Genomic DNA, 24,969 nt, shown 5'->3' with positions numbered 1-24,969 from the left:
TGACGTCATGACGATCACCGACCTGCGGACGTTCGCCACGTTCGACGGCCACGGCGGCAAGGTGTCGAAGCGCGTCGAGGTGCTGGACCACGAGCCCGTCGCGGGCAGCCGCCACGAAGGACTCGTCGCCGTGCGCGGCGAACACCCCCTCGGTGCGCTCGACGAGCGCGCCGCCGACGAGTCGGCAGCGCTGTCGCGCGGCGTCCCCAGCGTCGGCTGGGTCGACCCGTCGACGCTGCGCGACTGGTACCGCCCGGACCGCGTGGTCATCACCCGGCTCGAGGCGCGGCAGTCCGGCATCGAGCCGGGTCTCTACGCCGATTCGCGCGGTCGCGGACGGGTGCGGATCGACGGCCTGGAGGCACGGCTCGCCCCCGACGGTCGGCCCGCCTTCCGCGCACTGGCCGGTTCCGAGGCGCCCTGGGTGGTCGACGTCCCCCTGCCGACGGACCAGGCGGTGCGGCTCGTGGCGGTCGCCGAGGTCGACGAGGGCTTCGAGGTGGTGACCGCTCCGGTGTCCCCGTTCCTGCAGCCCGGCGAGTACGCGGCGTACGACGACGACGTCCCCGGTCTGCCCCCGCGGCCGTCGAGTGGCCGGGTCGTGGTGTCCGCGACCGTGCTGCTCGACGGCTCGCTGCACGAGGTCGAGCGGATCGACGAGCAGGCCGCGACGATCTGGGTCCGGCGCGAGGGACGGACCGTGCCGATCGCCACGAGTGCGGTCGGCCCGGACCTGGTGCGGTACTCGGCCATGCCGGTCTGACGGGGGACACGCGCCTGCGGGGTGCGTCGGAGGTGCGGCGTAGCGTCCTCGGCATGAGTGATGCAGAAGAGACCCTCGGCGGCGCCCGTCCGGACCCGTCGACCGACGCGAGCAAGGACCCCGAGCAGTGGGTCACCGGTGACGAGCCGATGACCGGACCACAGCGCAGTTACCTCGACACCCTGGCCCGCGAAGCCGGCGAGGAGCTCTCCGCCGACCTGACCAAGGCCGAGGCCTCGGAGCACATCGACCGCCTGCAGCAGCAGACCGGCCGCGGCACGGACACCACGGGTTCCTGAGAGCGGGTCCGCCCTTCGGCGGACCCCAGCCTGGGCATGTTCTGGTGATGTCCGGGCAGACCCCCGGACGAGGGGGATCGATGACGTGTCACCGGTTAGTTTCGTGGCCATGCGAACGACATCGACCTCCATCGGCCTGACCGCGCTCCGCATCGTCCTCGGGGTGGTGTTCATCGCCCACGGCGCGCAGAAGTTCGCCCAGGGCATCCCGAACGTCGCCCAGGGCTTCTCCGGCATGGGCGTTCCGCTCGCCGACGTCGCCGCACCCCTGGTCGCCGGCCTCGAACTCGTCGGCGGTGTGCTGCTCGTGCTCGGCGTCGCGACCCGCGTCGTGGGCGTCCTGCTCGCCGTCGACATGGTCGTCGCGGGCCTGCTCGCCCATGCGTCGTCGGGCTTCTACTCGCAGGACGGCGGCTTCGAGTACGTGCTCGTCCTGGCGGTCGCCTCGCTCGTCGTGGCGCTGACCGGCCCGGGGCGGTTCTCGCTCGACGCGGTGTTCCTGGCGGCGTCCCGTCGCCGTCGTGGCGTGCAGGAGCCCCTCCCCGCCTGACCCACCCTGCGCCGCCCTGCGCCCCCTGGTGCGAGGTTGATCACTCGGTGCGCCGAAAGAACCTCGCACCGGGAGGTCAACCTCGCACCAGGCGGAGCGACTCACGCGGCGGCGAGCACGTCCATCACCTGGCGGGCGATGAGCCGTCCGGCCCGGTTCGCCCCGATCGTCGAGGCCTGCGGCCCGTAGCCCGCCAGGAACAACCGCGGCTCGTCGACCGAGCGGCCGTCCGCCACGACGACCCCGCCGGCCGTGGTCCGCAGGTGCAGCGGAGCGAGATGCCGCAGGTCGGCCCGGAACCCGGTCGCCCAGAGCACCGCGTCGGCGTGCACGTGCGTGCCGTCGGCGGTCACCACGCCGGTCTCGTCCATCCGCGTGAACATCGGTTGGTCGCGCAGGACCCCGCGGTCGATGCCTGCCCGGATCCGCCGCGAGACCGGCACGCCCGTGCCGCTCACGATGCTCGGGAGCACCTCGCCGGCACGGGCGGCCCGGTCCTGCTCGTCGACCGCTCCGACCGCCGACTCGAGGTCGAGTGACGACGAGTCCGCCCACACCATCGGCCGTCGGGTGAACCAGTGGGTGGACCGCGCGACACCGTCGAGTTCGAGCAGGAAACCGATGGCACTCGTCCCGCCGCCGACCACGACGACGTCCTGCCGGGCGAACTCCGCGGCGCTGCGGTACTCGGTCGTGTCGAGCTGTCGTCCGCGGAACGCGCCTCGACCCGGGTACCACGGCACGAACGGCGTGCCCCACGTGCCCGATGCGTTCACCACGACGTCGGCACGGATCCGGGTCTCGGTGCCGTCCGCGGAACGGGTCGTGACGCACAGTCGGCCGTCCGCGGAGCGCGAGACCGACGGCACCGCGACCGGACGCCGGACCCGCAGGTCGTAGTGCTGCTCGAACCGCCGGTAGTACTCCCCCACGACGTCCCGGGCGGGTCGTGACCGATCGGCGTCGTCGAACTGCAGCCCCATCGCCCGCATCCCCGGCAGGTCGTGCACGCGGTGCGCCGCGCCCAGCCGCAGGGCCTCCCATCGGAACTGCCAGGCGCCACCCGTGCTCGGGGCACGATCGAGCAGCACCAGGTCGGTGCCGGGCACGAGCCCCAGGCGGCGCAGGTGGTATCCCACCGACAGTCCGGCCTGCCCCGCACCGATGACGACGACACGGGCGGACTGGTCGGCTGGGCTCTCGAGGGGTTCGGTCATCACTTCGATTCTCCTGTGCACGGAGCCGTCGCGGCGACGTCCAGATCGAGGTACATGGTAGAGTGATCGGCAGATTTCAAACCACGAACCGTCTGGTTCCCCGAGTGATCTTCCGTCATTCGCCAGGACCGGACCAGAGCCGAACGAGGGGGTCACGCATGGGGCGCGGCCGTCAAAAGGCGAAGCACACCAAGGTCGCCCGTGAGCTGAAGTACTTCAGCCCGCAGACGAACTACGGTGCACTCGAGCAGGAGCTCTCCGCCGGACAACACTCCGATGACGATCTCGTCGACCGCTGGGCGGACCAGTACGGTCCTGAAGCGGCAGACGAGGCCGACGAGTTCGAGACCGAAGCGGACCAGAACAAGTCCGCCTGACCTGCACAGCCGTCACGCCGCGCGCCTCCGGGCAGCGCGGCGTTTCTGCGTGCCCGGACACGTGGCTCCCAGACACCCCTCGGGTGGTCACCACTCACCGTGTGCACCATGTCGACTGGTCAAGACCCGTCGGTTGCAGGCCCGTCAGGCGACGGTTCGCGACCACTCGCCGCACGCACTACGGCGAGTCGCAAGCACGATACGCACCGGATGTACGGACCCGCGGACCCGCGGACCCGCGGACCCGCGACCCAGGGCCCCACGCCCCGGAACCGCGCCCGGGTCCCCGCCTCGAGTGGTCACGACTCCCCGCGCACAAGCTGCCGAGCGGTCGAGAACCGTCGGTTGCAGGCCTGCCGAACGACGGTTCGTGACCACTCACCGCACGCAGCACGGCACGGCACGGCACCGCACGCAGCACGGCACGGCACGGCACCGCACGCAGCACGGCACGGCACGGCGCAGCACAGCACGGCACCGCACGGCACGGCCGAGCCGGGCAGGGTCAGCCCCAGGGTCAGCCGGCGTAGCTCCCGACGAGCCGGACGGCACCGCCGTCGACACCCTTGGCGCCCTGCTCGAACCCGGTCAGGTCGCGGGCCGACGTGGCGATCGTGCCGACGGGCCACGCGGGCATCCCGGCGACGCCGAGCGACTCGATGACGTCCACCGCGGCGCTGGCGGACACCACGGCGAACATGCCGATGCCGAGGTTCCAGGTGCTCTCGGTGTCCTCGATCGGCGTGCCGGCCATGTCGGCGAGCACGCGGAAGACGGGGAGCGGCTGCCAGGTCGAGCGGTCGACCTCGATCCACGAGCCGACGGGCAGCACACGCGCCAGGTTGGCCGCGATGCCGCCACCGGTCACGTGCGACAGGGAGTGCACGGCGCCCGGGTGCTGTTCGAGCAGCTCCAGCAGCGGCGTCGTGTACAGGCGGGTGGGCTCGAGCAGGGCTTCGCCGACCGAGACGCCGCCGAACTCGGCCAGCTGGTCGGTGTACCCGACCCCGCGCGACGCCAGGATGTGCCGGACGAGCGAGTACCCGTTCGAGTGCAGACCCGACGACTCGATCGCGAGCACGACGTCGCCGTCCTGCACCAGGTGGGCACCGAGCTGCGAACCGGCCTCGACGACACCCGTCGCGGCACCGGCCACGTCGTAGTCGTCCGGGCCGAGCAGCCCGGGGTGCTCGGCGGTCTCGCCACCGACCAGCGCGGTGCCCGTCGCCGAGCAGCCGCGGGCGATCCCGGCGACGATGTCGGCGATGCGGTTCGGGACGACGCGCCCGCAGGCGATGTAGTCGGTCATGAACAGCGGCTTCGCACCGACCACGACGATGTCGTCGACGACCATGCCGACCAGGTCCTGCCCGATGGTGTCGTGCTTGTCGATCGCCTGGGCGATGGCGACCTTGGTGCCGACGCCGTCGGTCGAGGTCGCGAGCAACGGGTGTGAGAAGTCCTTCAGGAACGACACGTCGTAGAGTCCGGCGAAGCCGCCCACGCCGCCCAGCACGTGGCTGTCGTGCGTCGCCGCGACTGCGGACTTCATGAGTTCGACGGCCAGGTCACCGGCAGCGGTGTCCACTCCGGCTTCGGCGTACGGGTTGGGCATGCGGAGTCCTTCGCGGTGACATGGCAGACTTGTTCGGTACCCCCCGATTCTACGGTCTGGAGCACACCCGCGAATGTGCGGCATCGTCGGCCTCGTTGCACAGGGCCCCGCCAACCAATCCATCTACGACGCACTGCTCCTCCTGCAGCACCGCGGGCAGGACTCGACGGGCATCGCCACGGTCGAGGGTCACGTGCACCACATGCACAAGACCCGCGGCCACGTGCGGGAGTCGTTCCGCACCCGTGACATGCGCGCCCTCCTCGGCACCATGGGCCTCGGCCACGTGCGCTACGCCACCAAGGGCGCAGCGAGCAACGAGGAGGAAGCGCAGCCGTTCTACGTGAACGCGCCCTACGGCATCGTCCTCGTCCACAACGGCAACCTCACCAACACGCGGGAACTGACGCGTGAACTGTTCGACATCGACCGTCGACACCTCAACACCACGTCGGACACCGAGCTCCTGGTGAACGTGCTGGCGCACGAGCTGCAGGGGCAGGTCCGCGGTACGGACCTCGACCCCGGGCAGGTCTTCGACGCCGTCGAGCGCGTGCACGAGCGGGTCGAGGGCTCCTACGCCACGATCGCCACGATCGCCGGCCACGGGCTGCTGGCGTTCCGCGACCCGTTCGGCATCCGGCCGCTCATCCTCGGGCACAAGTTCGACGAGGCCGGCCAGCCCGAGTGGGTCGTCGCGAGCGAGTCACTGGTGCTCGAGTCCGGCGGCTACGAGATCGTGCGCGACGTCGCCCCGGGCGAGGCGATCTTCATCGAGATGAACGGGCAGATGCACGCCCGGCAGTGCGCGAAGAACCCGCGGCTCGTGCCGTGCTCGTTCGAGTACGTGTACCTGGCCCGTCCCGACTCGGTGATGAACGGCATCTCGGTCTACGACGCCCGCCTGCGCCTCGGCAACCGGCTGGCGGACACCATCGAGCAGTACGCGCCGACCGGTGACATCGACGTCGTGATGCCGATCCCGGACTCGTCCCGACCGGCCGCGATGCAGGTCGCCCAGAAGCTCGGCATCGAGTACCGCGAGGGCTTCTACAAGAACCGTTACGTCGGCCGGACCTTCATCATGCCGGGCCAGGCGGAACGCAAGCGGTCCGTCCGGCAGAAGCTCAACGCGATGTCGTCGGAGTTCAAGGGCAAGAACATCCTGATCGTCGACGACTCGATCGTGCGCGGCACGACGAGCAAGGAGATCGTGGAGATGGCCCGCGCCGCCGGTGCGAACGAGGTCACCTTCACGAGTGCCGCTCCGCCGGTGCGGTTCCCGCACGTCTACGGCATCAACATGCCGACGCGCGACGAGCTCATCGCGCACGACCGGAAGATCCCGGAGATCAACCGCGTGCTCGGCAGCGACCACCTGATCTACCAGGAGATCGGCGACATGCGGGACGCCATCATCGAGGGCTCCGACGTGACCGACCTCGAGATGAGCTGCTTCACGGGCGACTACGTCACGGGCACCGTGAGCCCGGAGTACCTGTCCTGGGTCGAGGCGAACCAGCTCAGCTGAGTGGGGGTCGCGATCGCGACCACCAGACGGACAGGAGGCCCGGTGCCAGCTGGCACCGGGCCTCCTGTCCGAAGACGGTCGCGGCTACGGCCGCTGGTCGCCGTGCTCGTCGATCTCGCCGTCGACCGTCTCGGGCGGCAGCTCGACCTCGACACGCTCCGCCGTCAGGCGGGCCGCTCGCCGGGCGAAGACCCGGTCGAACACGACGGCGACGACCGCGCCGACGAAGGCGCCGATCGTCACGCCCCACAGGCTGAAGTAGCCCACCAGGCTGCCGAAGCTCGACTCCTCCTGCTGGCCACCGAGGTTCATGGTGAGCGAGACGACGATCAGGGTCGCGATGAACCCGAGCACCGCACCGCCGACGATGAACACCCCGAACTTCGGGGCACGACGGATCGTGACCTCGTCAGAGGTGGAGACGGCGTTCGGCGCAGGGGCCGGGACCGGCTGGTCGTCGGGTCGATCGGTGTTGCTCACCCACCCATTGTCCCCCACTGTGGGACGTCTCCCGGCCTGTCCGCGCAGTCCGATCCAGGAGAGGATGATCCGTACGCGTTGGTATCCCAAGGGCTGGAGGTGACACGGATGCGAGAACGGACCGTACGGGGGCGAGGTCGCACCCCGAGCACCCCGGCGCGCGTGACCTGGCCCGTGATGCAACGCCACGAAGAGGACCGTGCCGTGTCCGTCGTCGCGGAGCACCAGTGGAGCGTCGCGCTCGTCGGCGCCCCGGGTCTCGGCAAGAGCACCGTCGCGGCCCGCGTCACCGACCGCGTCGCCGGACGGGACGCCACCGGGCGCACGGTCGTGGTGCCCATCACCGCCGTCGCCTCCGGGCGGTCGATGCCCTTCGGGGCGATCTCGGACCGCTTCGGCGAGCTGCCGGCGACCCTGTCCGAACTGTCCGACGACGCCGGGGCCGAGCAGCGCCTCCGGGCCATCGCCGACCTGGCGGACCGCGACGTCCTGCTGCGCGTCGACGACGCCGACCACCTCGACGCGATCTCCGCCCGGTACGTGGCGTGGCTCGTCCGACACCAGGGTGCGCGGCTCGTCCTGACCTGCCGTGACTTCACCGCGCTGCCGGAACCGCTCCGCGCCCTGTGGCAGGACGACCTGCTCGAGCGCATCGACCTCGAGCCGCTCACCCTGCGCGAGACGTCGGCCCTGGTGGCCGAGGCGCTCGGGTCGCAGCTCGAGAACGCCTCGGCCGAGCGGGTGCACCGCGCGACCGCCGGCAACCCGCTCTACCTGCGCGAGGTCGTCCGCGCCGCCCGCACCTCGGGTGCCCTCGAGCACACCGCGTCCGGGTGGTACTGGCGCGGCCGGGTGACGGCGTCGAACAGCCTCGCCGACATGTACCGGACGGAACTCGGCTCGCTGCCGGAGGACCTGCGCGACGTCGTCGACATCGTTGCGCTGGCCGACCCGATCCCGCTCGCGCGGCTGCTCGGCCTGGTCAGCGGCGGCGACGTCGACCGCGTGGTCGCACTCGGGCTGGTCCGGATCGACTCACTCGACGACGGTGCCGCGGTGGCCCGTCCGCAGCACCCGCTCGTCGGCGAGGTGATCCGCGGCCTGGTACCGGTGGCCCGCCGCACGGCACTCTTCGCCCGCGCGAACGCCTTCCGCGCCGACAGTCCCGAGGGCGCCCCGCCCGCCGCGCGGTTGCGGTCGGCACTCTGGGCGCTCGACTGCGGTGTCGTGCCCCCGGTCGAGCAGCTGCTCGACGCGGCGCAGGTCGCGGTGCGGCTGCAGGAGCACGAGAGCGCGATCGCCCTGGCATCCGCAGCACTCCGGCGGACGCTGCACCCGAACGAGCAGGTCGCCGCGCGCTGCCTGCGGTCGCTCGCGTACTCGTACAGCGACGGGCGTGAGGCCGGTCGTGCCGACGCCGAGGCCGCCTGGGCGGTCGCCCGCGCGGACCCCGGCACGGTGGACGACACCCTCGTGGTCGAGGCCTGCGAGATCCTCGCCAACATCCGGCAGTTCCACGACGACGACGTGCTGGCGGCGGTCGCGCTCACCGACGTCGCCAGCAGGCTGGTGTCCGGCGAGGCGGTCGAACGGCTCCGGCTGCTGCGCCTCGCGCACCTCGGCTGGGGCGGGCGGTTCGACGAGGTCCGGGCCGAGCTCGAGCGCAGCGGCATCGTGCACGCGCCGACCATCCCGTTCGCGTTCCTCTGCGTCGCCCCCTGCGCGATCATGGCGCTCGCCACGGCCGGCCGGCTCGACGACGCCTCGGCCCTCGGTCGCCGGGCGCTGGCCACCGCGACCGAGCACCTCGAGGACGCACCGTGGAGCGTCGGTGAGATCGTGTCCGTGCTGCACCAGGTGCAGGTCTGGCGGGGCGACCTGGCCGATCTGCTGACCGAGGTGCCCGTCCGACGGTCCAACCCGTACCTGAAGTACGACTTCACCCTCGAGCTCATCGGGGACGGCAACCTCGCCATCGGCCAACGGCGCTGGGACGACGCGATCGCGGCGTTCTCGGCCGCCTGCGAACGGTACGACGTCGCGGACCACGGTGGCTTCGCGGCCTACCCGTGGGCGCGGCTCGCGATGGCGTACGCCTACGCCGGTCGCACCGAGGACGCGACACGTGCGCTCGACCGGGCGAGGGCCACACCGAAGCGGGCCATGCGGATCACCGGGGAGCAGGTCGCGGTGACGATCGCCTGGACCGAGGCGGTGCTCGGCAACCCGGCGGGGCTCCGGCACGCCGACGACATCATCGACCGCGGGACGGCCAGCGGTGGGTGGACGCACGTCATGTACGCCCAGACGCTGCACTACGCGATGGACATGATGAACGGACGCGAGACCGGTACCTCACTCGGTCGGATGCGCGAGGCCGCCGCTCGGGTCGACGGTCCGCTCGCCGCGGCGATCGTCGAGTACGCCGACGCCCTGACCGCACGCGACCGGACGCGGGTGATCGCGGCGCAGGGGGTGCTCGCGTCGCACGGGATGGCGGTCACGGCCGGCCGGCCGAAACCACCGCTCACGAACCGCGAGTACCAGGTCGCCGAGCTCGCGGCGCAGGGGTTGAGCAACCGACTGATCGGCGAGGAGCTCGGGCTCTCGACGCGGACCATCGACGCGCACCTGTCGCGGGTGTTCGGCAAGTGGGACCTGCACGCGCGGTCGGAGCTCGCCGGCCTGTTCTGAGTCCGCTCCAGACGCAAGAACGTTGCGCATTGCAGCACGACGCGCCGCGGCGGTTGACACGTTGTGTGGAACATCGCGTACCTTGGTCCCTGTCGCCGGGTTCGGACCCGTTCGGGTCGGGTCCGAATCCCGGCGACTTCAAGCGTAGGTTCGCAGTGCATGCGCCCGCATCGGTAGGGACTACCTAATTCGGTTCGTCCGCCTAGGGAGTTCCTCGACGCGACTACGGCGTGACCCGCACCGGCAGGAACGCCGTCAGGTCCGCACGCGAGCCGGAAGCGCTGACGCGTGACTGCGTGACGGCCTCGTCCCAGGTCAGCTCCGCGGTCGCGAGCGCGAGCCAGGTCGTGGCGTCCGTCTCGACCACGTTCGGCGGCGTGCCACGGGTGTGGCGCGGGCCGGGGACGGCCTGGACCGCGGCGAACGGCGGCACCCGGACCTCGACGCTGTTGCCCGGGACGTCGTCGGCGAGGCGCTGCAGGGTCCACCGGACGGCCGTCGCGATGGTCGCCCGTGCCGTGTCGCCCTGCTGCACCGCGGTCAGCGCGGCACGGCCGGCGGCGTCCTCGATCCTCCTGGGTGGCATCTCCACAGGCTAGCCGTCGCCTCGCGGGGGGCGAGTCCTGATCGGTAGGGTGATCGGGTGCGAATCCTCGTCCTCGGTTCCGGTGCCCGCGAGCACGCGATCATCACGGCCCTCCTCGCTGAACAGGCGGGCCACGTCATCACGGCCGCGCCCGGCAACGCCGGCATCGCCGCCGACGTCGAGACCGTCTCCCTCGACCCCACCAACGGCGCACTCGTCGCCGAGTACGCGATCGAGAACGGCGTCGAACTGGTCGTCGTCGGGCCCGAGGCACCGCTCATCGCCGGTGTGGCCGACCCCGTCCGCACCCGGGGCATCCCGGTCTTCGGGCCGGGCAAGGCCGCCGCGCAGCTCGAGGGCTCGAAGGCCTTCGCGAAGCGCATCATGTCCGAGGCGAACGTCCCCACCGGTCGCCCGGTGTACGCGGGCACGGCTGAAGAGGCCGTCGCCGCGATCGACGAGCTCGGCGCACCGTACGTCGTGAAGGCCGACGGGCTGGCCGCGGGCAAGGGCGTCCTCGTGACCGAGGACCGTCAGGCCGCGATCGACCACGCCACCTACTGGCTGCAGCACGGGCACGTCGTGGTCGAGGAGTTCCTCGACGGCGAAGAGGTCTCGCTGTTCTTCCTGAGCGACGGCCACGACGTCCGCCCGCTCAGCCCCGCACAGGACTACAAGCGCCTGGCCGACGGCGACCTCGGGCCGAACACCGGCGGCATGGGCGCGTACTCGCCCCTGCCGTGGCTGGCCGATCGTTGGGCGTCCGAACAGGCCTTCGTCGACGAGGTCACCGAGCTGGTCGCGCTGCCCACCGTCCGTCGCCTCGAGCACGAGGGCACCCCGTTCGTCGGGCTGCTCTACTGCGGGCTCATCGTCACCGAGCAGGGCGTCCGGGTCATCGAGTTCAACGCACGCTTCGGTGACCCGGAGACCCAGGTCGTCCTCCCCCGCCTGGCGACGCCGCTGAGCGGGCTGCTGCTCGCCGCCGCGACGGGCCAGCTCGGGGGCACCCTGGCACCCTCGTTCCGTCCGGATGCGGCGGTCACGGTCGTGCTCGCGAGCGAGGGCTACCCGGAGAACCCGCAGACCGGCCGTCCGATCACCGGCATCGACGCCGCGAACGCCCGCGACGGTGTCTCCGTCGCACACGCCGCCACCGGGGTGCTCGACGACACGCTCGTCGCCACCGGCGGTCGCGTGCTCAGCGTCGTCGCGACCGGGTCCGACTTCGCCCAGGCCCGGGAGCGCGCCTACGCGGGCCTCGGCGACATCACCCTGCAGGGCGCGCAGTACCGCACCGACATCGCTGCGAAGGTCACCCGATGAGCGCCGCGCCCGTGATCGAGGGCTGGGAGCACGTCTCGTCGGGCAAGGTCCGCGAGCTCTACGTGCCGGCCGGTACCGCCGACATCCAGAGTGCGTCCGAGCTGCTGCTCGTGGCGTCCGACCGGGTCAGCGCCTACGACTTCGCACTCGAGCCACCGATCCCGGGCAAGGGCGAGCTGCTCACCCGCCTGTCGCGCTTCTGGTTCACCCAGCTGAGCGACGTGCCGAACCACATCATCGGCCCGGCGTCCGGTGGCACGCCCGTGCCGGCCGAGGTCGAGTCGCGGTCGATGCACGTCATGCCGCTCGAGATGTTCCCCGTCGAGTGCGTGGTGCGCGGGTACCTGGTGGGCAGCGGCTGGGCCGAGTACCAGCAGACCGGCAGCGTCTGCGGCGTCGCCCTGCCCCAGGGGCTGTCCGACGGCGACCGGTTGCCCGAGCCGATCTACACCCCTGCCTACAAGGCACCGCAGGGTGAGCACGACGAGAACATCTCGTACGAGCAGACCGTCGACCTGGTCGGCGCCGAGGTCGCGGCGACCCTGCGCGACCTGTCGCTGCACGTGTACACCGAGGCAGCCGCGATCGCCCTCGAGCGCGACGTCGTGATCGCGGACACCAAGTTCGAGTTCGGGCAGGACGCCGACGGCCGGATCCGGATCGCGGACGAGGTCCTGACCAGCGACTCGAGCCGGTACTGGGACGCCCGGGCCGACGGTCGGACGGACTCCTTCGACAAGCAGATCGTGCGCGACTGGCTCAGCGCCCACTGGGACCGCCAGGGCACGCCCCCGGTGCTGCCCGAGGCGATCGTGTCCCGCACCGCCGCGCGGTACGCCGAGCTCATCGAGCGCCTCGGCGCCTAGCTGGTTCCTGCTGCGGGCCTGCCGCTGCGTGCCCCGAGCGGGCCCCGAGCGGGCCCCGACCGGTCACGACACCCCGCTCACATCCGGCGACCGGTCACAAGCCGTCGTTCAGACCCCCGGCGCCCGACCGTTCGTGACCGCCCGGCGGCGCGCCGACGGCACGTCGTGACCAGTCGAAGAGCGACCAGTCCCGACCGACCGACCGACCGACGATCAGCGCACGGCGCACGGTGCGCCGACGACTCGTCAGACGTCGCGCGCGACCACGACGACGGTCAGGTCGTCGCCCGGGTCGTGATCGACCGCGCGCGACCGCACGCGCTGCAGGAACGTCGCGATGTCCGGCGACCCGCGGTAGAGCGCGCCGAGCTGCGACAGCGACGCGAGCGTGGAGTCCCACAGCTCGAGGGCGCCGTCGCTGACCACGATGATCACGTCACCCGGACGCATGACGAGCGAGCCGGAGGCACGTTCGATGCCCGCGGGGTGCAGCCCGATCGGCAGGTCGGACGACCGCAGGATCCGCTCGGCGCCGTCGTCGCGGAGCTGCAGGACGAGCCCGTGTCCGGCGTCGGTGAAGTCGATCCGGCCGGTCGAGGGCGTGAGCCGGCTGTGGAACATCGTCGCGAACGACTCGGCGCGACTGAGGTCGGGTGCGACCTGCGCCTCGAGCTCGGCGACGGCGACGTCGGGTGCGAGGTCGCCGCGGGCGAGCAGTGCACCGCGGATGTTCGCGGCGAGCAGCCCGGCCGACATGCCCTTGCCCATGACGTCCGCCACGGTCAGGTGCACGGCGTCGTCGCCGGAACGGTGCCAGTCGTGGAAGTCGCCGGACACGACGCCGTGCGGGACCGACAGGCCCGCGATCCGGTAGCCGGGCACGTCGACCGTGCCGGGTTCGAGCCCCGCGAGCACGGACCGCAGGCGGTCCTCGTCGGCGCCGGCGGCCAGTTCCCGCTCGGCCCACACACCGAGTTCCTGGAGCAGGGCGACCTCGTCGGCGTCGAGGGTCCGCGGTTCCGGATCGATGAGGCAGAGCGTGCCGACTTTGACGTCGTCGTCGCCGAGCCGCAGCGGGACCCCGGCGTAGAAGCGGACGTTCGGGTCGCCGACGACCATCGGCATGTCGGAGTAGCGGGCGTCGGTGCGCGCGTCCGGCACGAGAACGGGGCCGCGCTCCCCCAAGGTGCGCCCGCAGAAGGTGTCCTGCAGCGGGATGACCGGTCCGAAGTGGCTGTCGCTCTGCTGGGACTTGATGGTCAGCGAGGTCTCACCCGCCAGGTTCAGGAAGGAGCCGGAGACACCGAGGGCTTCACGCGCGATGCGGGTGATCCGGTCGAAGCGCTCTTCGGCGCCACCCTCGACGACGTCGAGTGCGGCGAGCAGCGCTGCTCGGCGCACGGCGTCGGGCGCGCCGGTGACTGGGACGGTCGTCGCTGTCTCCGAGTGCATGCACCCACGCTAACGCGCCAACCGGACAGGTCCTGTCCCCACTACGGAGGACCCACCACCCCAGTCCGCGGGGCAGGCTCGCCGAGCGCTCGGCGGCCGACCCTGGTCCGGCGCGACCCGGCACCGGACTACCCTGGACGCGTGTCCCGCCGTGTCCTGCCCGCCGTCGCCCTCGCCGCGGTGGCCCTGGTGACGCTCGCGGGGTGCGGTGCCCACGACTCGACCGGGCAGGTCTCGGTCACCGTGTCGGACAACGCCGCCGACCGCCCCTACGAGGTCAAGGTGTTCGCGTCGACGGGCAAGCTCTCCGAGCACCAGCGGGTGTTCCCCGGTGGCACCGCGGACTTCGCGGGCGTTCCGCTCGGCAAGGTGACCGTCCGCGCGGGCTCGCTGTGCCCGCAGACGACCACGGTGACGAACGACGCCGTCGCGACGGTCACCCTGACGACGACTGGCTGCTGAGCGCGGGTCGGTTCAGACCGCGCCGGGACCCCGAGCGATCGTCTCGTGCGGCTGCTCGCCGAAGCGTGCGCGGTAGTGGGCAGCGAAGCGCCCGAGGTGTGTGAACCGCCAACGCCGGGCGACGTCGCTCACCAGCAGCGCGCCCGAACGCGATCGGCCGAGTTCGAGGTGGACCCGGTCGAGCCGGACTTCGCGCAGGTACTGCATCGGTGTCACCGCGAGCCGCCGGCGGAAGAGGTCCTGCACACCGCGCTCGCTCAGGCCGCACGAGTCCGCGATGTCGGCCACCGAGAGCCGCCGGTCGGCCTGGTCGTGCACGAAGCGGATCGCGCGACGCATCCGGTGCTCGACGTCGGACCGCGCCGGCGAGAACGTCGACAGCACGACCGTCGCGATGCGTCGGTTCAGGGCGGCCCGCTCGTCGGCCGGCAGCGCGGGGTCGAGGACCCGCCCGGTGACGTCGCGGAGCAGTGCTCGGAGGGGCTCGATCCGGGGGTCGGCGGCGTCGGGTTGCCGGAACTCGGTCCGCCCGCCGCTGTCGCCGAGCAGTGCCGGGGACAGGTGCATCAGGGTCATGGCGGTGGCGTCGGTGTCGAACCCGTAGGCCACCGGCGCGGACAGCATCATCGGGCGTTCAGCACCGACGTCCCAGGATCCGCCGCTGTCCGAGGTCACTCGGGCTCGGCCGTCCGTCAGCCAGAACACCACGTGCTCCGGACGCGGCCCGATGGTGCCGGACTGCGGACCGTGTGTACCGATGCGGCGGATCGAGAGCTCGTCGTCGCCGCCGACCTGGTAGTCGAACGCGGTCTCGGAGGCCGCCACACGCGCCTCCGGTCCGCTCGGCACCGGCCGGTCCGGCGCGCGAACTGGAACGCTACCGCACCGAGCGCGACCGACGTCAGGACGGGTCCGGCACTTGGTCCCACTCGTCGGCGTACCGCGAGAGCACCGTCCACCGTGAGACCGGCCACGTGGTGATGAACGCACGACCGACCACGTCGTCGACCGGCACCGTGCCGTGCACGCGGGAGTCCGCCGAGTTGTACCGGTTGTCGCCCATCACCCAGATGCGCCCCTTCGGCACGGTGATGTCGAAGTCGGTGCCGGAGACCCGGTCCGACCCGATCTCGGGCACCACGTACGGTTCGTCGACCGGGTGGCCGTTCACCGACAGCCGACCATCGGTGCCGCAGCACGACACGGTGTCGCCGGGCAGGCCGATCACGCGCTTGATCAGGTCGTCGCCCTGCCCGGTGCCGAGCCAGCCACCCGGGTCCTGGAACACGACGACGTCACCGCGCTGCAGTGGGACGGCGCCGGGGACGAGTTCGTTGACGAGCACGCGGTCGCCGATGAGCAGCGTGTTCTCCATCGACGCGGACGGGATGTAGAAGGACCGGACCAGGTAGGCCTTCACCAGGAACGACGCCAGCAGCGCCACGACGACGATGACGACGAGGTCGCGGAGGAACTTCCAGCCGGCCCGCTTCGGCTTCGGCTCGGACTCGGTGGCACTCAATGCGTCAACACCACCTTCACGAGACCGATCACGAACGCCACGGCGGCCAGCACGATGCCACCCCAGAGCCCGAGGAACGTGGGCCGCTTGCCGCTGAACCGCTGCATGAAGACGCCGACCATCCCGATGCGCACGACCAGGATGACCAGGGCCGCCGTCTGCGCCCACCCCGTCGGGATCCACCCGATCCACGCCACCGCGTACAGGACCGCGGGGATGAGTCCGGACGTCGCGATCGGGTTCGCGTTCCGCATGATCGTCACGACCGACTCGCGTCGGGCGTCGTCGGTCTGGGAGTCGTCGCCGAGGCCGTGCGCCACCAGGTGCGCGAGCACGTGCGCCAGGTAGGTCAGGACCGCGGTCGCCAGGACGGCCCAGATCGCTGAACCGTGGTGGATCGCGGCCGGGTCGACGGCGATCGCGGCGGCGAGCACCGTGATGTTGCCGTAGATGTAGGACGACATCCGGTCGCGGACGTGCTCGATCGGCAGGTCGCGCGGGTCCGGACGACCGCCGCGGGGTCCGCGTCCGAGCGGTGGTCGTGTGCGTGGCATCCGTCCATCTTGGCCCTCGCGTGCCGGTCCTCGCCGACAGGACACCGAGTGCGATGGCCACGCGCGTGGCCGGTTCCGGCAGACTGGGTGGCGATCGGTGCGACGGCGCACCGGACAGGAGGCCCGTATGACGTCCGCACGACCACTCGCCCTGGTGACCGGCGTGGGCCGCAGAGCCGGCATCGGCGCGGCGCTCGCCACCCGTCTGGCGACCGACGGCTGGGACCTGGCCATCTCGTGGTGGGGCCCGTACGACGACCGCGTGAGCGGTGGGGCGGATCCCGACGGGGTCGAATCCGTCGTGCAGGAGTGCGAGTCGGTGGGTGCACGCGTGACGCGCCTCCCGGTCGACCTGGAGGACCCGGAACAGGCTGCCGCACTGGTCGGCCGTGCCGAGACGGAGGCGGGCGCGCCCGTCATCGCGCTGGTGATGTCGCACTGCGAATCGGTGGACTCGGACTTCCGGACCACGACCGTCGAGTCGTGGGACCGGCACTTCGCCGTCAACGCCCGCGCGCCGTTCCTGCTCGTGCAGGCGTACGCGGCCGCACTCGAGCACGCCGGCGACGCCGCACCACGCGACCGTCGGCGGATCGTCGCACTGACGAGCGACCACATCGCGTACAACCTGCCGTACGGGGCCTCGAAGGGTGCGCTCGACCGCATCGTGTTCGGCGCCGCGAAGGAGCTCGGCAGCCTCGGCGTCAGCGCCAACGTGGTGAACCCCGGCCCGAACGACACCGGGTGGATGTCCGACGACGTCAAGCGCTGGGCGGTCGAGGGCACGCCGCTCGGCCGACTCGGACGACCGTCGGACACCGCTGCACTCGTCGGGTTCCTCTGCTCGGAGCAGGGCCGCTGGGTGAACGGGCAGCTGCTGACGTCGGACGGCGGGATCTCGAACCGCGCGTGACCCGCGCGGCGGGGCCGTCGGCGCCGAGTCTCGGTGGCAGCGACACTTCTCGTGGCTTCGGGCGCGAGAACAGTCGGTCAGCCCGAGTCTCGGCCGCCCGCAGGCTCAGCCGCGACCGGGCGCAGTCACCTCGATGCGGTTCGCCCACGGGTCCTCGAACGCGACCGTCCGCCCGTCGTCGGCGGTCTGCACCCCGGTGTCGCGCATGCGTGCGACCAGGGCACCGAGGTCGTCCGACCCGGGGACCTCGATCCGCACGAGCCCCAGCCCGAGCGCGAGCTGGCGACGCCCGGCCCCACGGGAGTTCCAGGTGTTCATCGCCATGTGGTGGTGGTACCCGCCGGCGCTGACGAACAGGGCCTCACCCCACCCGGCCGTCGTCGCGAAGCCGAGCTTGTCGACGTAGAAGTCCTTCGCGCTGGCGACGTCGCCGACCGACAGGTGCACGTGACCGACCCGGCCCGGCGCGTTCGGCGCGGACTCCACCGCGTCGGCCGTCAGGTGCTCCTGCAGGAACGCGTTCGGGTCGACGTACTTCGTGTCCATGTCGACCATGCCGTGCGTCCACGACCACTCGGTGCGGTCGCGGTCCCAGTACAGCTCGACACCGTTGCCCTCGGGGTCGGTGAAGTAGAACGCGTTGCTGACCAGGTGGTCGGCGCTGCCGGTGAAGGTCTGCGGGAACTTCGTCGCGACCGAGTACAGCGCGGCAGCCAGGTCGGCCCTCGTGTCGAACAGGATCGCGGTGTGGAACAGGCCGGCATCGTGCGGGCCGGCGTGCTGCATCGACGGCGCGTGCTCGAGGATCACGATCGGGATCGCCAGACCCCCGGCGCCCGGTCGCCCCAGCACGGCGACGCCGCCCTCGTTCGAGAGCAGCGAGAGCTGGACGCCGTCGCGGTAGTAGCCGATCATCCGGTCGAGGTTCGCGACTCGGAGGGTGACGGCACCCATGCCGGTGTCGGCGGCGAGGAGGTCCTGCGTGTGCATGGCACCAGTGTGCGCCCATTTGGTTGACGCGTCAACCAAATGGGCGTGGTCGGCTGCGCCAGAGCGACAGATCTATGCAACGCCGGTGCGACGTGCGCCAAAGCGACAGATCGCCGTGAACAGTTCGCGGCGATCTGTCGCTTTGGCGGACGGGTCGCGCAGCGGACGCGTCGCGCAGCGGACGCGTCGCGTGGCAGACGGGTCGCGCAGCGGACGCGTCGCGTGGCAGACGGGTCGCGCAGCGGACGGGAGGCCCGGTGCGCCTCCGCCTCGCCAGCTGCGGTCAGCGGGAGCGGAAGTAGCGGTGCAGCGCGCGCTCGCGGATCGCGGCCGCGGCGAGCGCCCCGCCGAGCAGCGCGCCCACGAGCCCGAGGGACGCGATCGCGATCGCCTCGTGCACGATCGGCAGCGCGTCGTCGACGTCGAGGCCACGAACCGACACCACCGCGACGCTCGTCGCGACCACCGCCCCGACCCATCCCCAGACCAGGTGCTGCAGGACGATTCCGAGGACCTGCGCGCTCCGCGGTACCCCGACGTGCCGGTCGGAGGCCAGGGCGAGCCGGCGCCGTGCGACCGCTGCCGCGCCGATCGTCAGCCCGACGAGGGCGGCTGCACCGAACGGGACGAGCACTGGTTGCCGCACTGCGGGGGTGAAGACCGCGCCCAGGGTCGGGTTGAGCTGCGCAGCGGTCGGTCGGTCTTCGCCCTCGGCCCCGCTCGCCGGCATGACGGTGCGCCGGATCATCGAGACCGTGTCGTCGCGCTGCGGCCACACCGTCGCCCAGCAGGCGTCGAACGGCGACCCGTCGTCCACCGTCGGCGCGAGGACCGCGTACTCCAGGTCAGGGTCCCGGCCGTCGTCGGGGTGGTCGTACACACCGGCGACTCCGGTGTCCGCGCCGCCCACCGTCACGAGGCGATCGCCGGCAGCAAGACCCAGCATCTCGTGCACCGCGGGCGAGACGATCACGCCCGCGGCTCCGTCGGCTGCCGAGCCGCCGAGCAGACCACCCACACCGGCGGTCACCTCGTAGGTCGGGATCGCCGAACCCGGGAGCGCAGCGGGGACGACCCCGTCATCGACGCGCCGGAACGCACCGGACGCGATGACCCCCTCGGTGTCCGCGAGGGCATCGCACACGCGGCCGTCGATCCGACCCTCGGCCCGCTGGACGGTCGTCGCCGCACCGCTCGCGACGAACTCCGCAGCCGCTCGGACGTCATCGGCGACCGCTGCGGCACGCATGCCCACGACACCGCTGAGCAGCACCGCGAGCACGACAGCGGCCGTGGCTGCCCACGACGCTCCGGAGGCGATGTCGCGCCACGCCTCTCGCCAGACCTCGGTCACCTGCATCCGGCGGGGGCTCATCGGTACCGCCCGAGGTCGAGCACTCCGTCGCAGGCGTCACGGGTCGCGTCGTCGTGCGTGGCGACGACGACGACCGTCCCCGACGCGGCGAGCGCACCGATCCCACGGTTCACCTCGATCGCGGTCGCCCGGTCGAGTTGCGCCGTCGGCTCGTCGACCAGCATCAGACCCGGCGCACTCGCGATCGCGCGCGCGAGCATCAGGCGTTGCGCCTCGCCACCGGAAAGCTCGGCGAACCGTGCGTGCGCCCGCGAGCCGAGCCCGAAGCGCTCGAGGACCTCGAGCGCCCGGACGTCCGCGGTCCGACGATCCGCGCCCTCGGCGACGAACGGCAGCGCGACGTGGTCGAGCACGCGGCGGCGGGCCACCCCGTACGGGTTCTGGAAGACCCAGAGCGGCCGACAGCCCGGCGGACGGACGGCGGCACCGCGCGTCGGACGGAGCATCCCGGCGAGGATCGCGAGCAGTGTCGACTTGCCGGAACCGCTCGGCCCGACGACCGCGGTCACGCTCCCCTCGGCGAAGGTGCGGTCGACGCGGTCGAACAGCACGGTGCCGTTCGGCCAGACGTGCCCCACGCCCTCGAGCGTCACCGACACGAGCTGGACCGGTCCGGCGCGGCACGGATCCGGTCGAGCGTTCGTCCGCCGGGCACCCGGACGAACGACTGCCCGAGTTCCGACCCGAGGACCTCGACCCGGAGCGACCGCCCCGTCGTCGGTTGCAGGCACGCCCGGTCACCCTCGAGGTCCCAGAGGGCGGTCGGTGGCACCACCTGGACGGTCCGCGGGCGACTGAGCGTCCACGTCGCGGCCACGGTCGGTGTGCCGTCGGCCGAAGCGACCGTCGCCGCGTACTCCGGCAGGGCGGTGATCGCGGCGAGAGCCGTCGGCGACGAGACCAGGCCGGCGGCGTCGGTCGGGACGTCGGCGTTCCCGATCCGCAGCACGCGCTCCCCCGGCGCCGGATCGACCGGGAGCGCCTCGATGCGCGCACCGCGGAGTTCGGCCGGGAGTTCGACGAGGACACCGTCGGCGCCGACTGCTGCACCGACGACGGCCACGCACGCCAGGACGGTGTTCTCGGCGGCTGGCACCCATGCGAACGGGTCCCGCGGCACGACGCCGTCGGGCAGGTCGTCGCGGTCGACGCCTCGGTCGACCAGGAACTGGTGCGCAGCGTGGAGCGTGCCCGGGCCGAGGACGCCGTCGACGCTCAGCCTGGCACCGAGGCGCGTGAGTTCCCGCTGCAACCCCCTGACGTCGGCCCCGCGGTCGCCGAGCTCGAGGTCGCGCCACAGCGGCTCGTCACTGGCGAGCGCGATCACCGGCCGCCCGTCGACCCGCGCGAGGACGTCCCCGCTCCGCACTGGTGCCCCGGTCGAGCACGTCGACGTCGTCACCGTGCCGGTCCGCGACGTCACGACCGCCCGTGGGGCGCCGGTGTCGAGGGCGAGCTGCACCTGTCGTTCATCGGCATCGGTGCGCTCGGTCACCCGGACGGTGCTCGCGGGGGCCGCCGTCCGGAGTGCAGCCGGCGCCTCGGCCGGCACCGTGACCACGATGGCGGCGGCCGTCGCCGCCGCGACCACCATCGCCCCGAGCGCCAGGAGTGCGGCAGACGGGAAGCGCATCACTGCCGCCAGAGCCCGAGCGGATCAAGGGCGCACTGCTTCGCCTGCTCGCCCATCGAGTCGAACGGGAAGGCGTCGGCGTCCTGGTCCTTCCGCCACTGTTCCTCGGTGTAGTCAGGTCCGACGAGGCCGGCCTTCCGCAGACACGGAACGGTGATCTTCGCATCATCGAGTCGGTCGGGGTTCCGCCGCGTCTCTTCGTAGAGGTACGTCACGTACTCGTCGGCGGTTTCCTCGCATTTTCGGAGGATCGGGTCCGAGCGCTCGAAGAAGCCGTCGGGATAGCGTCCATCGAGTGATTCGAGGCCGAATCCACCGTCCGGGTCGTAGTCGATCCGCAGTCCGGAGTCCGCGAGGCACCGGCCCACGCGCTCGTGCGCAGCCTCGAGCTCCGCAGTGGTCACCTCACCGTCAGCGAGGACCTTGAACTCGAAGTCCGAAACACCGTCATCGAGCGCAGCTCGGAACTCTTCGGCCCACGGCCCGGCCATCGCAAGGTGCGCATCCGACGGCTTCGTGGCTTCCACAGCGGGGGTGCATCCTGACAAGAGGAGAACTGCGGCGGCCATGACGCTCACTGCGCCACGGCCGCCGAGCGGACGGCGCATCTACCGCGCCGTCATCCCGTAGGAGACAGCGTTGGCCCAGCAAGCGGTCTGCTGTGAGATCGCTCCCCTGCCGACCCACTTTCCGTACTTCGACGGCGCGTTCCTGATCGCGTTCCAGTGTCGCGCGCCGTTGCCACACGAGTTGTTCTTTCCCTTCGTCCAGGTGACAGACCCGTAGCACGCAGCACTCGCCTCCGGCGCCGTCGCGGTATCGACCGCGATCCCACCGCCCACGACACTCCCCAGCACGACCGCACCCAGCACGACGTTCTTGATCGACATCGATCTCCCCTTTCGTTGCGACACCGCCCCGATGTCACCGTTAACGTATTACCGGTCAGTACAAGGATGCAACGGCTTCCTCGACATCCGTGCAGGATGGACGCGTGACTGATGACATCCGGTGGGAGGTGGTCGAGGAGAGCTCCCTCTCGCTCCCGGACCACGAAGCGATCGCAGCACTGCTCGCGCAGGCGTTCCCGGACTGGTCCCACTGGTACGTGGGCGGCCGCAGCTGGTCCGGCATGCAACCCGAGCGCCGGGTCCTCGCCCGCGACCAGGACGGCGTCGTCCTGGCACACGTCGGGATCCGCCGCATGTTCATCACGGTGGGTGGGCGCGATGTCCTGGTCGGCGACACCGGCCTCGTCGCCGTGTCGCCGCGACTGCAGGGATCAGGCAGGGGCCGGGAGCTCATGGAGCGCACACACGCCGTGCTCGACGGGCTCGCGGTGCCGTACGGCTTCCTCGGCGCGGGAGAGAACCGCATCCCCTTCTACGCGAAGCTCGGCTGGCACGAGTTCCCCGAGGTCGTCGGCACCTTCTCGGCGTTCACCGCCGAGGGCGCCGGCATCACGAACACGGAGCAGGGTGGCTGGATGGTGCGGCCGGTGGCCGCAGCGCTCGAGGACTGGCCAGCCGGCCCGATCTGGCTGAACGGCCAAGAGGTCTAGGACCAGACCACGAACGGACGGGAGGCACGGTGCCAGCTGGCACCGTGCCTCCCGTCCGTCAGGTGGTGGAGCGGGGCTTACGCCTCGACCGCAACCGTCTCCGGATCCTCGTTCGAACCCGGCGCGCTCGGCACGACCGCGGCGCGCACGCGCGCACCGAGGTCGGCGTCGACGTTCGTCCAGTACGCGAACACCCGCTCGCGCAGGTCGTCGCGCGTCACCTTCGAGACGTGACCGGCGATGTTGCCGACCAGGCGCTCGCGGGCGGCGTCGTCGAGGACCTCGCGGACCATCGTGCCGGCCTGGCCGAAGTCGTCGTCCTCGGGGTGGAGGGTCGCGGCGGAGCGCTGCAGCGCACCGTCCGACTCCCAACCGGGCACGTCGTCGGTCGCGGTCGGGTCGGCGTGTGCGCCGCCGAGCGAGTTCGGGGCGTACACGGGCACCTCGGACTTCTGGAAGTCGAAGCGCATCGCGCCGTCCTTCGAGTACGAGTGCACCTCGTTCTTCGGGGCGTTCACCGGCAGCTGCGCGTGGTTGGTGCCGACGCGGTAGCGGTGGGCGTCCGCGTAGCTGAAGATGCGCGCGAGGAGCATCTTGTCCGGGCTGGCGGCGATGCCGGGCACGAAGTTCGACGGGGCGAACGTCGCCTGCTCGATCTCGGCGAAGTAGTTCTCCGGGTTGCGGTTGAGCTCCATCGTGCCGACCTCGATGAGCGGGTAGTCCGCGTGCGGCCACACCTTCGTCAGGTCGAACGGGTTGAAGCGGTAGCTCGCGGCGTCCTCGTACGGCATGACCTGCACCTTGAGGGTCCAGCGCGGGAAGTCCCCACGCTCGATCGCAGCGTGCAGGTCGCGGATGTGGAAGTCCGCGTCCTCGCCGGCGATGCGGTCGGCGTCCTCCTGCGTCAGGGTCTTGTGGCCCTGCTCGGTCAGGAAGTGGTACTTCACCCAGAAGCGTTCGCCCGAGGCGTTGATCCACTGGTAGGTGTGCGAGCCGAAGCCGTCCATCTCGCGCCACGACGCGGGCAGGCCGCGGTCGCCCATCAGCCAGGTGACCTGGTGCGCGGACTCGGGCGACAGGGTCCAGAAGTCCCACTGCATGTCGTGGTCGCGCAGGTGCGAGCCGGGCAGGCGCTTCTGCGAGCGGATGAAGTCGGGGAACTTGATCCCGTCGCGGATGAAGAAGACCGGGGTGTTGTTCCCGACCAGGTCGTAGTTGCCCTCGGACGTGTAGAACTTCAGCGCGAAACCACGGGGGTCGCGCCACGTGTCGGGCGAACCCTGCTCACCGGCGACGGACGAGAAGCGCGTGAGCATCTCGGTCTGCTGACCCGGCTGCAGGAACGCGGCACGGGTGTACTTGCTGACGTCGTGCGTGACGGTGAAGGTGCCGAAGGCACCGCCGCCCTTCGCGTGGACGACGCGCTCCGGCACGCGCTCGCGGTTGAACTGGGCGAGCTTCTCGACCAGGTAGTGGTCGTGCAGCGCGAGGGGGCCGTCGGCCCCGACGCCCATCGAGTGCTCGTCGCTCGAGACGGGAGCGCCGGAGTTGGTGGTCGTGGTGGGGGTGCCGGCCGGCTGGCCGGGCGTCGTGTTCTGGTCGGACACGGTTCCTCCTTGGATGGAACGGTTGGTTCGGTCAGGGGTGCTCGGGTGGTTCAGGGGACGCGCGGGGCGTCTGGCGCGCTTGCGCTGGGTGCGCCTGCGTCGCTGGCTGCGTCATCGCCGACGTCGTCGCGCTCGGCCGCGGCGCAGCGCTCGCAGATGCCCCAGTAGGTGACCTCGGCGGTGGTGACGGCGAAGCCGTGCGCGTCCGACGGGGTGAGGCAGGGCGAGTGTCCGACGGCGCAGTCGACGTCCTCGATCGCGCCGCACAGCGTGCAGACGATGTGGTGGTGGTTGTCCCCGGTCCGTCGCTCGTAGCGCGCGGGGCTGCCGGCCGGCTCGATGCGTCGGACGAGCCCGACACCGGTGAGTGCGGCGAGGACCCCGTAGACGGCTTGATGGCTGGTCGTCGGGAGTTCCGCGGTGAGTGCCGTGACGATGTCGTCGGCGGTGGCGTGCGGCATCGATTCGGTGGCCCGCAACACCGCGAGTCGCGGCGTCGTGACCCGGAGGCCCGAGGTGCGGAGCAGATCGGCGTCGGCGTCCATGCTGAGCCTTTCTTTTGCAGGAATCAAGACAACGTGGCCACTGTACACGAG

The 24,969-nt window shown here is 71.5% G+C and carries 27 protein-coding genes; 11 read left to right on the top strand and 16 right to left on the bottom strand.

The window, feature by feature from the left end; all coding sequences use genetic code 11:
* Positions 1 to 7 precede the first annotated feature (7 nt).
* The 3 genes from ABH929_RS05440 (at position 8) to ABH929_RS05430 (ending at position 1,612) form a co-directional block, all read left to right on the top strand.
* Positions 8 to 763: a hypothetical protein gene (locus ABH929_RS05440; protein WP_263091653.1), complete on the top strand. Its 756-nt coding sequence runs from the start codon at positions 8 to 10 to the stop codon at positions 761 to 763.
* Between the two features lie 53 nt (positions 764 to 816).
* The gene (locus tag ABH929_RS05435; RefSeq protein ID WP_123293659.1) at positions 817 to 1,062 is read left to right on the top strand and encodes a DUF3072 domain-containing protein; all 246 of its coding nucleotides are present in this window, start codon (positions 817 to 819) and stop codon (positions 1,060 to 1,062) included.
* Positions 1,063 to 1,171: 109 nt separating this feature from the next.
* Positions 1,172 to 1,612: a DoxX family protein gene (locus ABH929_RS05430; RefSeq protein WP_404560410.1), complete on the top strand. Its 441-nt coding sequence runs from the start codon at positions 1,172 to 1,174 to the stop codon at positions 1,610 to 1,612.
* A 101-nt stretch (positions 1,613 to 1,713) separates the two neighbouring features.
* On the opposite strand, the gene ABH929_RS05425 is transcribed toward ABH929_RS05430, so the two are convergent.
* Positions 1,714 to 2,829, bottom strand: a complete 1,116-nt coding sequence (locus ABH929_RS05425) for an NAD(P)-binding domain-containing protein (RefSeq protein ID WP_404560409.1) — start codon at positions 2,827 to 2,829, stop codon at positions 1,714 to 1,716.
* A gap of 158 nt (positions 2,830 to 2,987) precedes the next feature.
* On the opposite strand from ABH929_RS05425, the gene ABH929_RS05420 reads away from it, so the two are divergent.
* On the top strand, positions 2,988 to 3,206 hold the full coding sequence (locus tag ABH929_RS05420) for a DUF3073 domain-containing protein (RefSeq protein ID WP_263092023.1): 219 nt from the start codon (positions 2,988 to 2,990) through the stop codon (positions 3,204 to 3,206).
* Between the two features lie 517 nt (positions 3,207 to 3,723).
* On the opposite strand, the gene purM is transcribed toward ABH929_RS05420, so the two are convergent.
* Entirely contained in the window at positions 3,724 to 4,821 is a 1,098-nt protein-coding gene (purM, locus tag ABH929_RS05415) for a phosphoribosylformylglycinamidine cyclo-ligase (protein WP_263092024.1), read from the bottom strand.
* A gap of 73 nt (positions 4,822 to 4,894) precedes the next feature.
* Between purM and purF the strand changes: the two genes are divergently transcribed.
* Complete coding sequence (gene purF, locus ABH929_RS05410; RefSeq protein WP_263092025.1) at positions 4,895 to 6,352, top strand: amidophosphoribosyltransferase; 1,458 nt, start codon at positions 4,895 to 4,897, stop codon at positions 6,350 to 6,352.
* A gap of 84 nt (positions 6,353 to 6,436) precedes the next feature.
* Here the strand turns inward: purF and ABH929_RS05405 are convergent, their stop codons facing one another.
* Positions 6,437 to 6,832: a hypothetical protein gene (locus tag ABH929_RS05405; protein WP_111085569.1), complete on the bottom strand. Its 396-nt coding sequence runs from the start codon at positions 6,830 to 6,832 to the stop codon at positions 6,437 to 6,439.
* Between the two features lie 162 nt (positions 6,833 to 6,994).
* Here ABH929_RS05405 and ABH929_RS05400 point away from each other — a divergent pair, with 162 nt between their 5' ends.
* Positions 6,995 to 9,526: a LuxR C-terminal-related transcriptional regulator gene (locus ABH929_RS05400; protein WP_205463925.1), complete on the top strand. Its 2,532-nt coding sequence runs from the start codon at positions 6,995 to 6,997 to the stop codon at positions 9,524 to 9,526.
* Positions 9,527 to 9,749: 223 nt separating this feature from the next.
* Here ABH929_RS05400 and ABH929_RS05395 read toward each other — a convergent pair whose 3' ends face one another.
* A complete protein-coding gene (locus ABH929_RS05395; protein WP_205463924.1) occupies positions 9,750 to 10,112 on the bottom strand; it encodes a sterol carrier family protein in 363 nt (120 codons plus the stop codon).
* 57 nt (positions 10,113 to 10,169) lie between these two features.
* On the opposite strand from ABH929_RS05395, the gene purD reads away from it, so the two are divergent.
* Together purD and ABH929_RS05385 are read left to right on the top strand one after the other, a co-directional pair.
* Entirely contained in the window at positions 10,170 to 11,438 is a 1,269-nt protein-coding gene (gene purD / locus ABH929_RS05390; protein ID WP_404560408.1) for a phosphoribosylamine--glycine ligase, read from the top strand.
* Positions 11,435 to 12,304 (top strand): phosphoribosylaminoimidazolesuccinocarboxamide synthase, encoded by an 870-nt coding sequence (locus tag ABH929_RS05385; RefSeq protein WP_404560407.1) that lies wholly within the window; start codon positions 11,435 to 11,437, stop codon positions 12,302 to 12,304. The genes purD and ABH929_RS05385 overlap by 4 nt, the downstream gene beginning before the upstream one ends.
* Positions 12,305 to 12,550: 246 nt before the next feature.
* Here ABH929_RS05385 and ABH929_RS05380 read toward each other — a convergent pair whose 3' ends face one another.
* Positions 12,551 to 13,756, bottom strand: a complete 1,206-nt coding sequence (locus tag ABH929_RS05380; protein WP_404560406.1) for a PP2C family protein-serine/threonine phosphatase — start codon at positions 13,754 to 13,756, stop codon at positions 12,551 to 12,553.
* 141 nt (positions 13,757 to 13,897) lie between these two features.
* Here ABH929_RS05380 and ABH929_RS05375 point away from each other — a divergent pair, with 141 nt between their 5' ends.
* The gene (locus ABH929_RS05375; RefSeq protein WP_205463922.1) at positions 13,898 to 14,218 is read left to right on the top strand and encodes a hypothetical protein; all 321 of its coding nucleotides are present in this window, start codon (positions 13,898 to 13,900) and stop codon (positions 14,216 to 14,218) included.
* Positions 14,219 to 14,230: 12 nt separating this feature from the next.
* On the opposite strand, the gene ABH929_RS05370 is transcribed toward ABH929_RS05375, so the two are convergent.
* From ABH929_RS05370 to ABH929_RS05360, 3 genes are all read right to left on the bottom strand, one after another.
* Positions 14,231 to 15,043, bottom strand: a complete 813-nt coding sequence (locus ABH929_RS05370; protein WP_263092030.1) for a helix-turn-helix transcriptional regulator — start codon at positions 15,041 to 15,043, stop codon at positions 14,231 to 14,233.
* Positions 15,044 to 15,119: 76 nt separating this feature from the next.
* Positions 15,120 to 15,740 carry a signal peptidase I gene (gene lepB / locus ABH929_RS05365; RefSeq protein ID WP_205463920.1) on the bottom strand — a complete coding sequence of 207 codons (621 nt, stop codon included), beginning with the start codon at positions 15,738 to 15,740 and terminating at the stop codon, positions 15,120 to 15,122.
* The gene (locus ABH929_RS05360) at positions 15,737 to 16,294 is read right to left on the bottom strand and encodes a hypothetical protein (RefSeq protein ID WP_263092031.1); all 558 of its coding nucleotides are present in this window, start codon (positions 16,292 to 16,294) and stop codon (positions 15,737 to 15,739) included. Before ABH929_RS05360 ends, lepB begins: the two co-directional genes overlap by 4 nt.
* A 127-nt stretch (positions 16,295 to 16,421) precedes the next feature.
* On the opposite strand from ABH929_RS05360, the gene ABH929_RS05355 reads away from it, so the two are divergent.
* Complete coding sequence (locus ABH929_RS05355) at positions 16,422 to 17,207, top strand: SDR family oxidoreductase (RefSeq protein ID WP_404560405.1); 786 nt, start codon at positions 16,422 to 16,424, stop codon at positions 17,205 to 17,207.
* Between the two features lie 105 nt (positions 17,208 to 17,312).
* On the opposite strand, the gene ABH929_RS05350 is transcribed toward ABH929_RS05355, so the two are convergent.
* From ABH929_RS05350 to ABH929_RS05325, 6 genes are all read right to left on the bottom strand, one after another.
* Entirely contained in the window at positions 17,313 to 18,197 is an 885-nt protein-coding gene (locus ABH929_RS05350) for a VOC family protein (protein ID WP_404560404.1), read from the bottom strand.
* A 283-nt stretch (positions 18,198 to 18,480) separates the two neighbouring features.
* Entirely contained in the window at positions 18,481 to 19,572 is a 1,092-nt protein-coding gene (locus ABH929_RS05345; RefSeq protein WP_404560403.1) for a hypothetical protein, read from the bottom strand.
* Positions 19,569 to 20,150, bottom strand: a complete 582-nt coding sequence (locus ABH929_RS05340) for an ATP-binding cassette domain-containing protein (RefSeq protein WP_404560402.1) — start codon at positions 20,148 to 20,150, stop codon at positions 19,569 to 19,571. Before ABH929_RS05340 ends, ABH929_RS05345 begins: the two co-directional genes overlap by 4 nt.
* Before the next feature lie 11 nt (positions 20,151 to 20,161).
* Positions 20,162 to 21,205 (bottom strand): peptidoglycan-binding protein, encoded by a 1,044-nt coding sequence (locus ABH929_RS05335; RefSeq protein ID WP_404560401.1) that lies wholly within the window; start codon positions 21,203 to 21,205, stop codon positions 20,162 to 20,164.
* Entirely contained in the window at positions 21,205 to 21,813 is a 609-nt protein-coding gene (locus tag ABH929_RS05330; protein WP_404560400.1) for a hypothetical protein, read from the bottom strand. Before ABH929_RS05330 ends, ABH929_RS05335 begins: the two co-directional genes overlap by 1 nt.
* Positions 21,814 to 22,095: a hypothetical protein gene (locus ABH929_RS05325; protein WP_205463912.1), complete on the bottom strand. Its 282-nt coding sequence runs from the start codon at positions 22,093 to 22,095 to the stop codon at positions 21,814 to 21,816. It lies immediately after the preceding gene.
* Positions 22,096 to 22,199: 104 nt separating this feature from the next.
* Between ABH929_RS05325 and ABH929_RS05320 the strand changes: the two genes are divergently transcribed.
* Complete coding sequence (locus ABH929_RS05320) at positions 22,200 to 22,766, top strand: GNAT family N-acetyltransferase (RefSeq protein WP_194648518.1); 567 nt, start codon at positions 22,200 to 22,202, stop codon at positions 22,764 to 22,766.
* A 77-nt stretch (positions 22,767 to 22,843) separates the two neighbouring features.
* Here the strand turns inward: ABH929_RS05320 and ABH929_RS05315 are convergent, their stop codons facing one another.
* Both ABH929_RS05315 and ABH929_RS05310 read right to left on the bottom strand, forming a co-directional pair.
* Positions 22,844 to 24,373: a catalase gene (locus tag ABH929_RS05315; protein ID WP_404560399.1), complete on the bottom strand. Its 1,530-nt coding sequence runs from the start codon at positions 24,371 to 24,373 to the stop codon at positions 22,844 to 22,846.
* A gap of 50 nt (positions 24,374 to 24,423) precedes the next feature.
* Positions 24,424 to 24,918, bottom strand: a complete 495-nt coding sequence (locus ABH929_RS05310) for a Fur family transcriptional regulator (protein ID WP_404560398.1) — start codon at positions 24,916 to 24,918, stop codon at positions 24,424 to 24,426.
* Positions 24,919 to 24,969: the final 51 nt, after the last annotated feature.

It is taken from the genome of Curtobacterium sp. AB7 (assembly GCF_044909335.1).
In the GTDB taxonomy this organism is placed as follows: domain Bacteria; phylum Actinomycetota; class Actinomycetes; order Actinomycetales; family Microbacteriaceae; genus Curtobacterium.
Note: the sequence above shows the minus strand (reverse complement) of the source record. Positions and strands in the feature narration are given on the sequence as shown.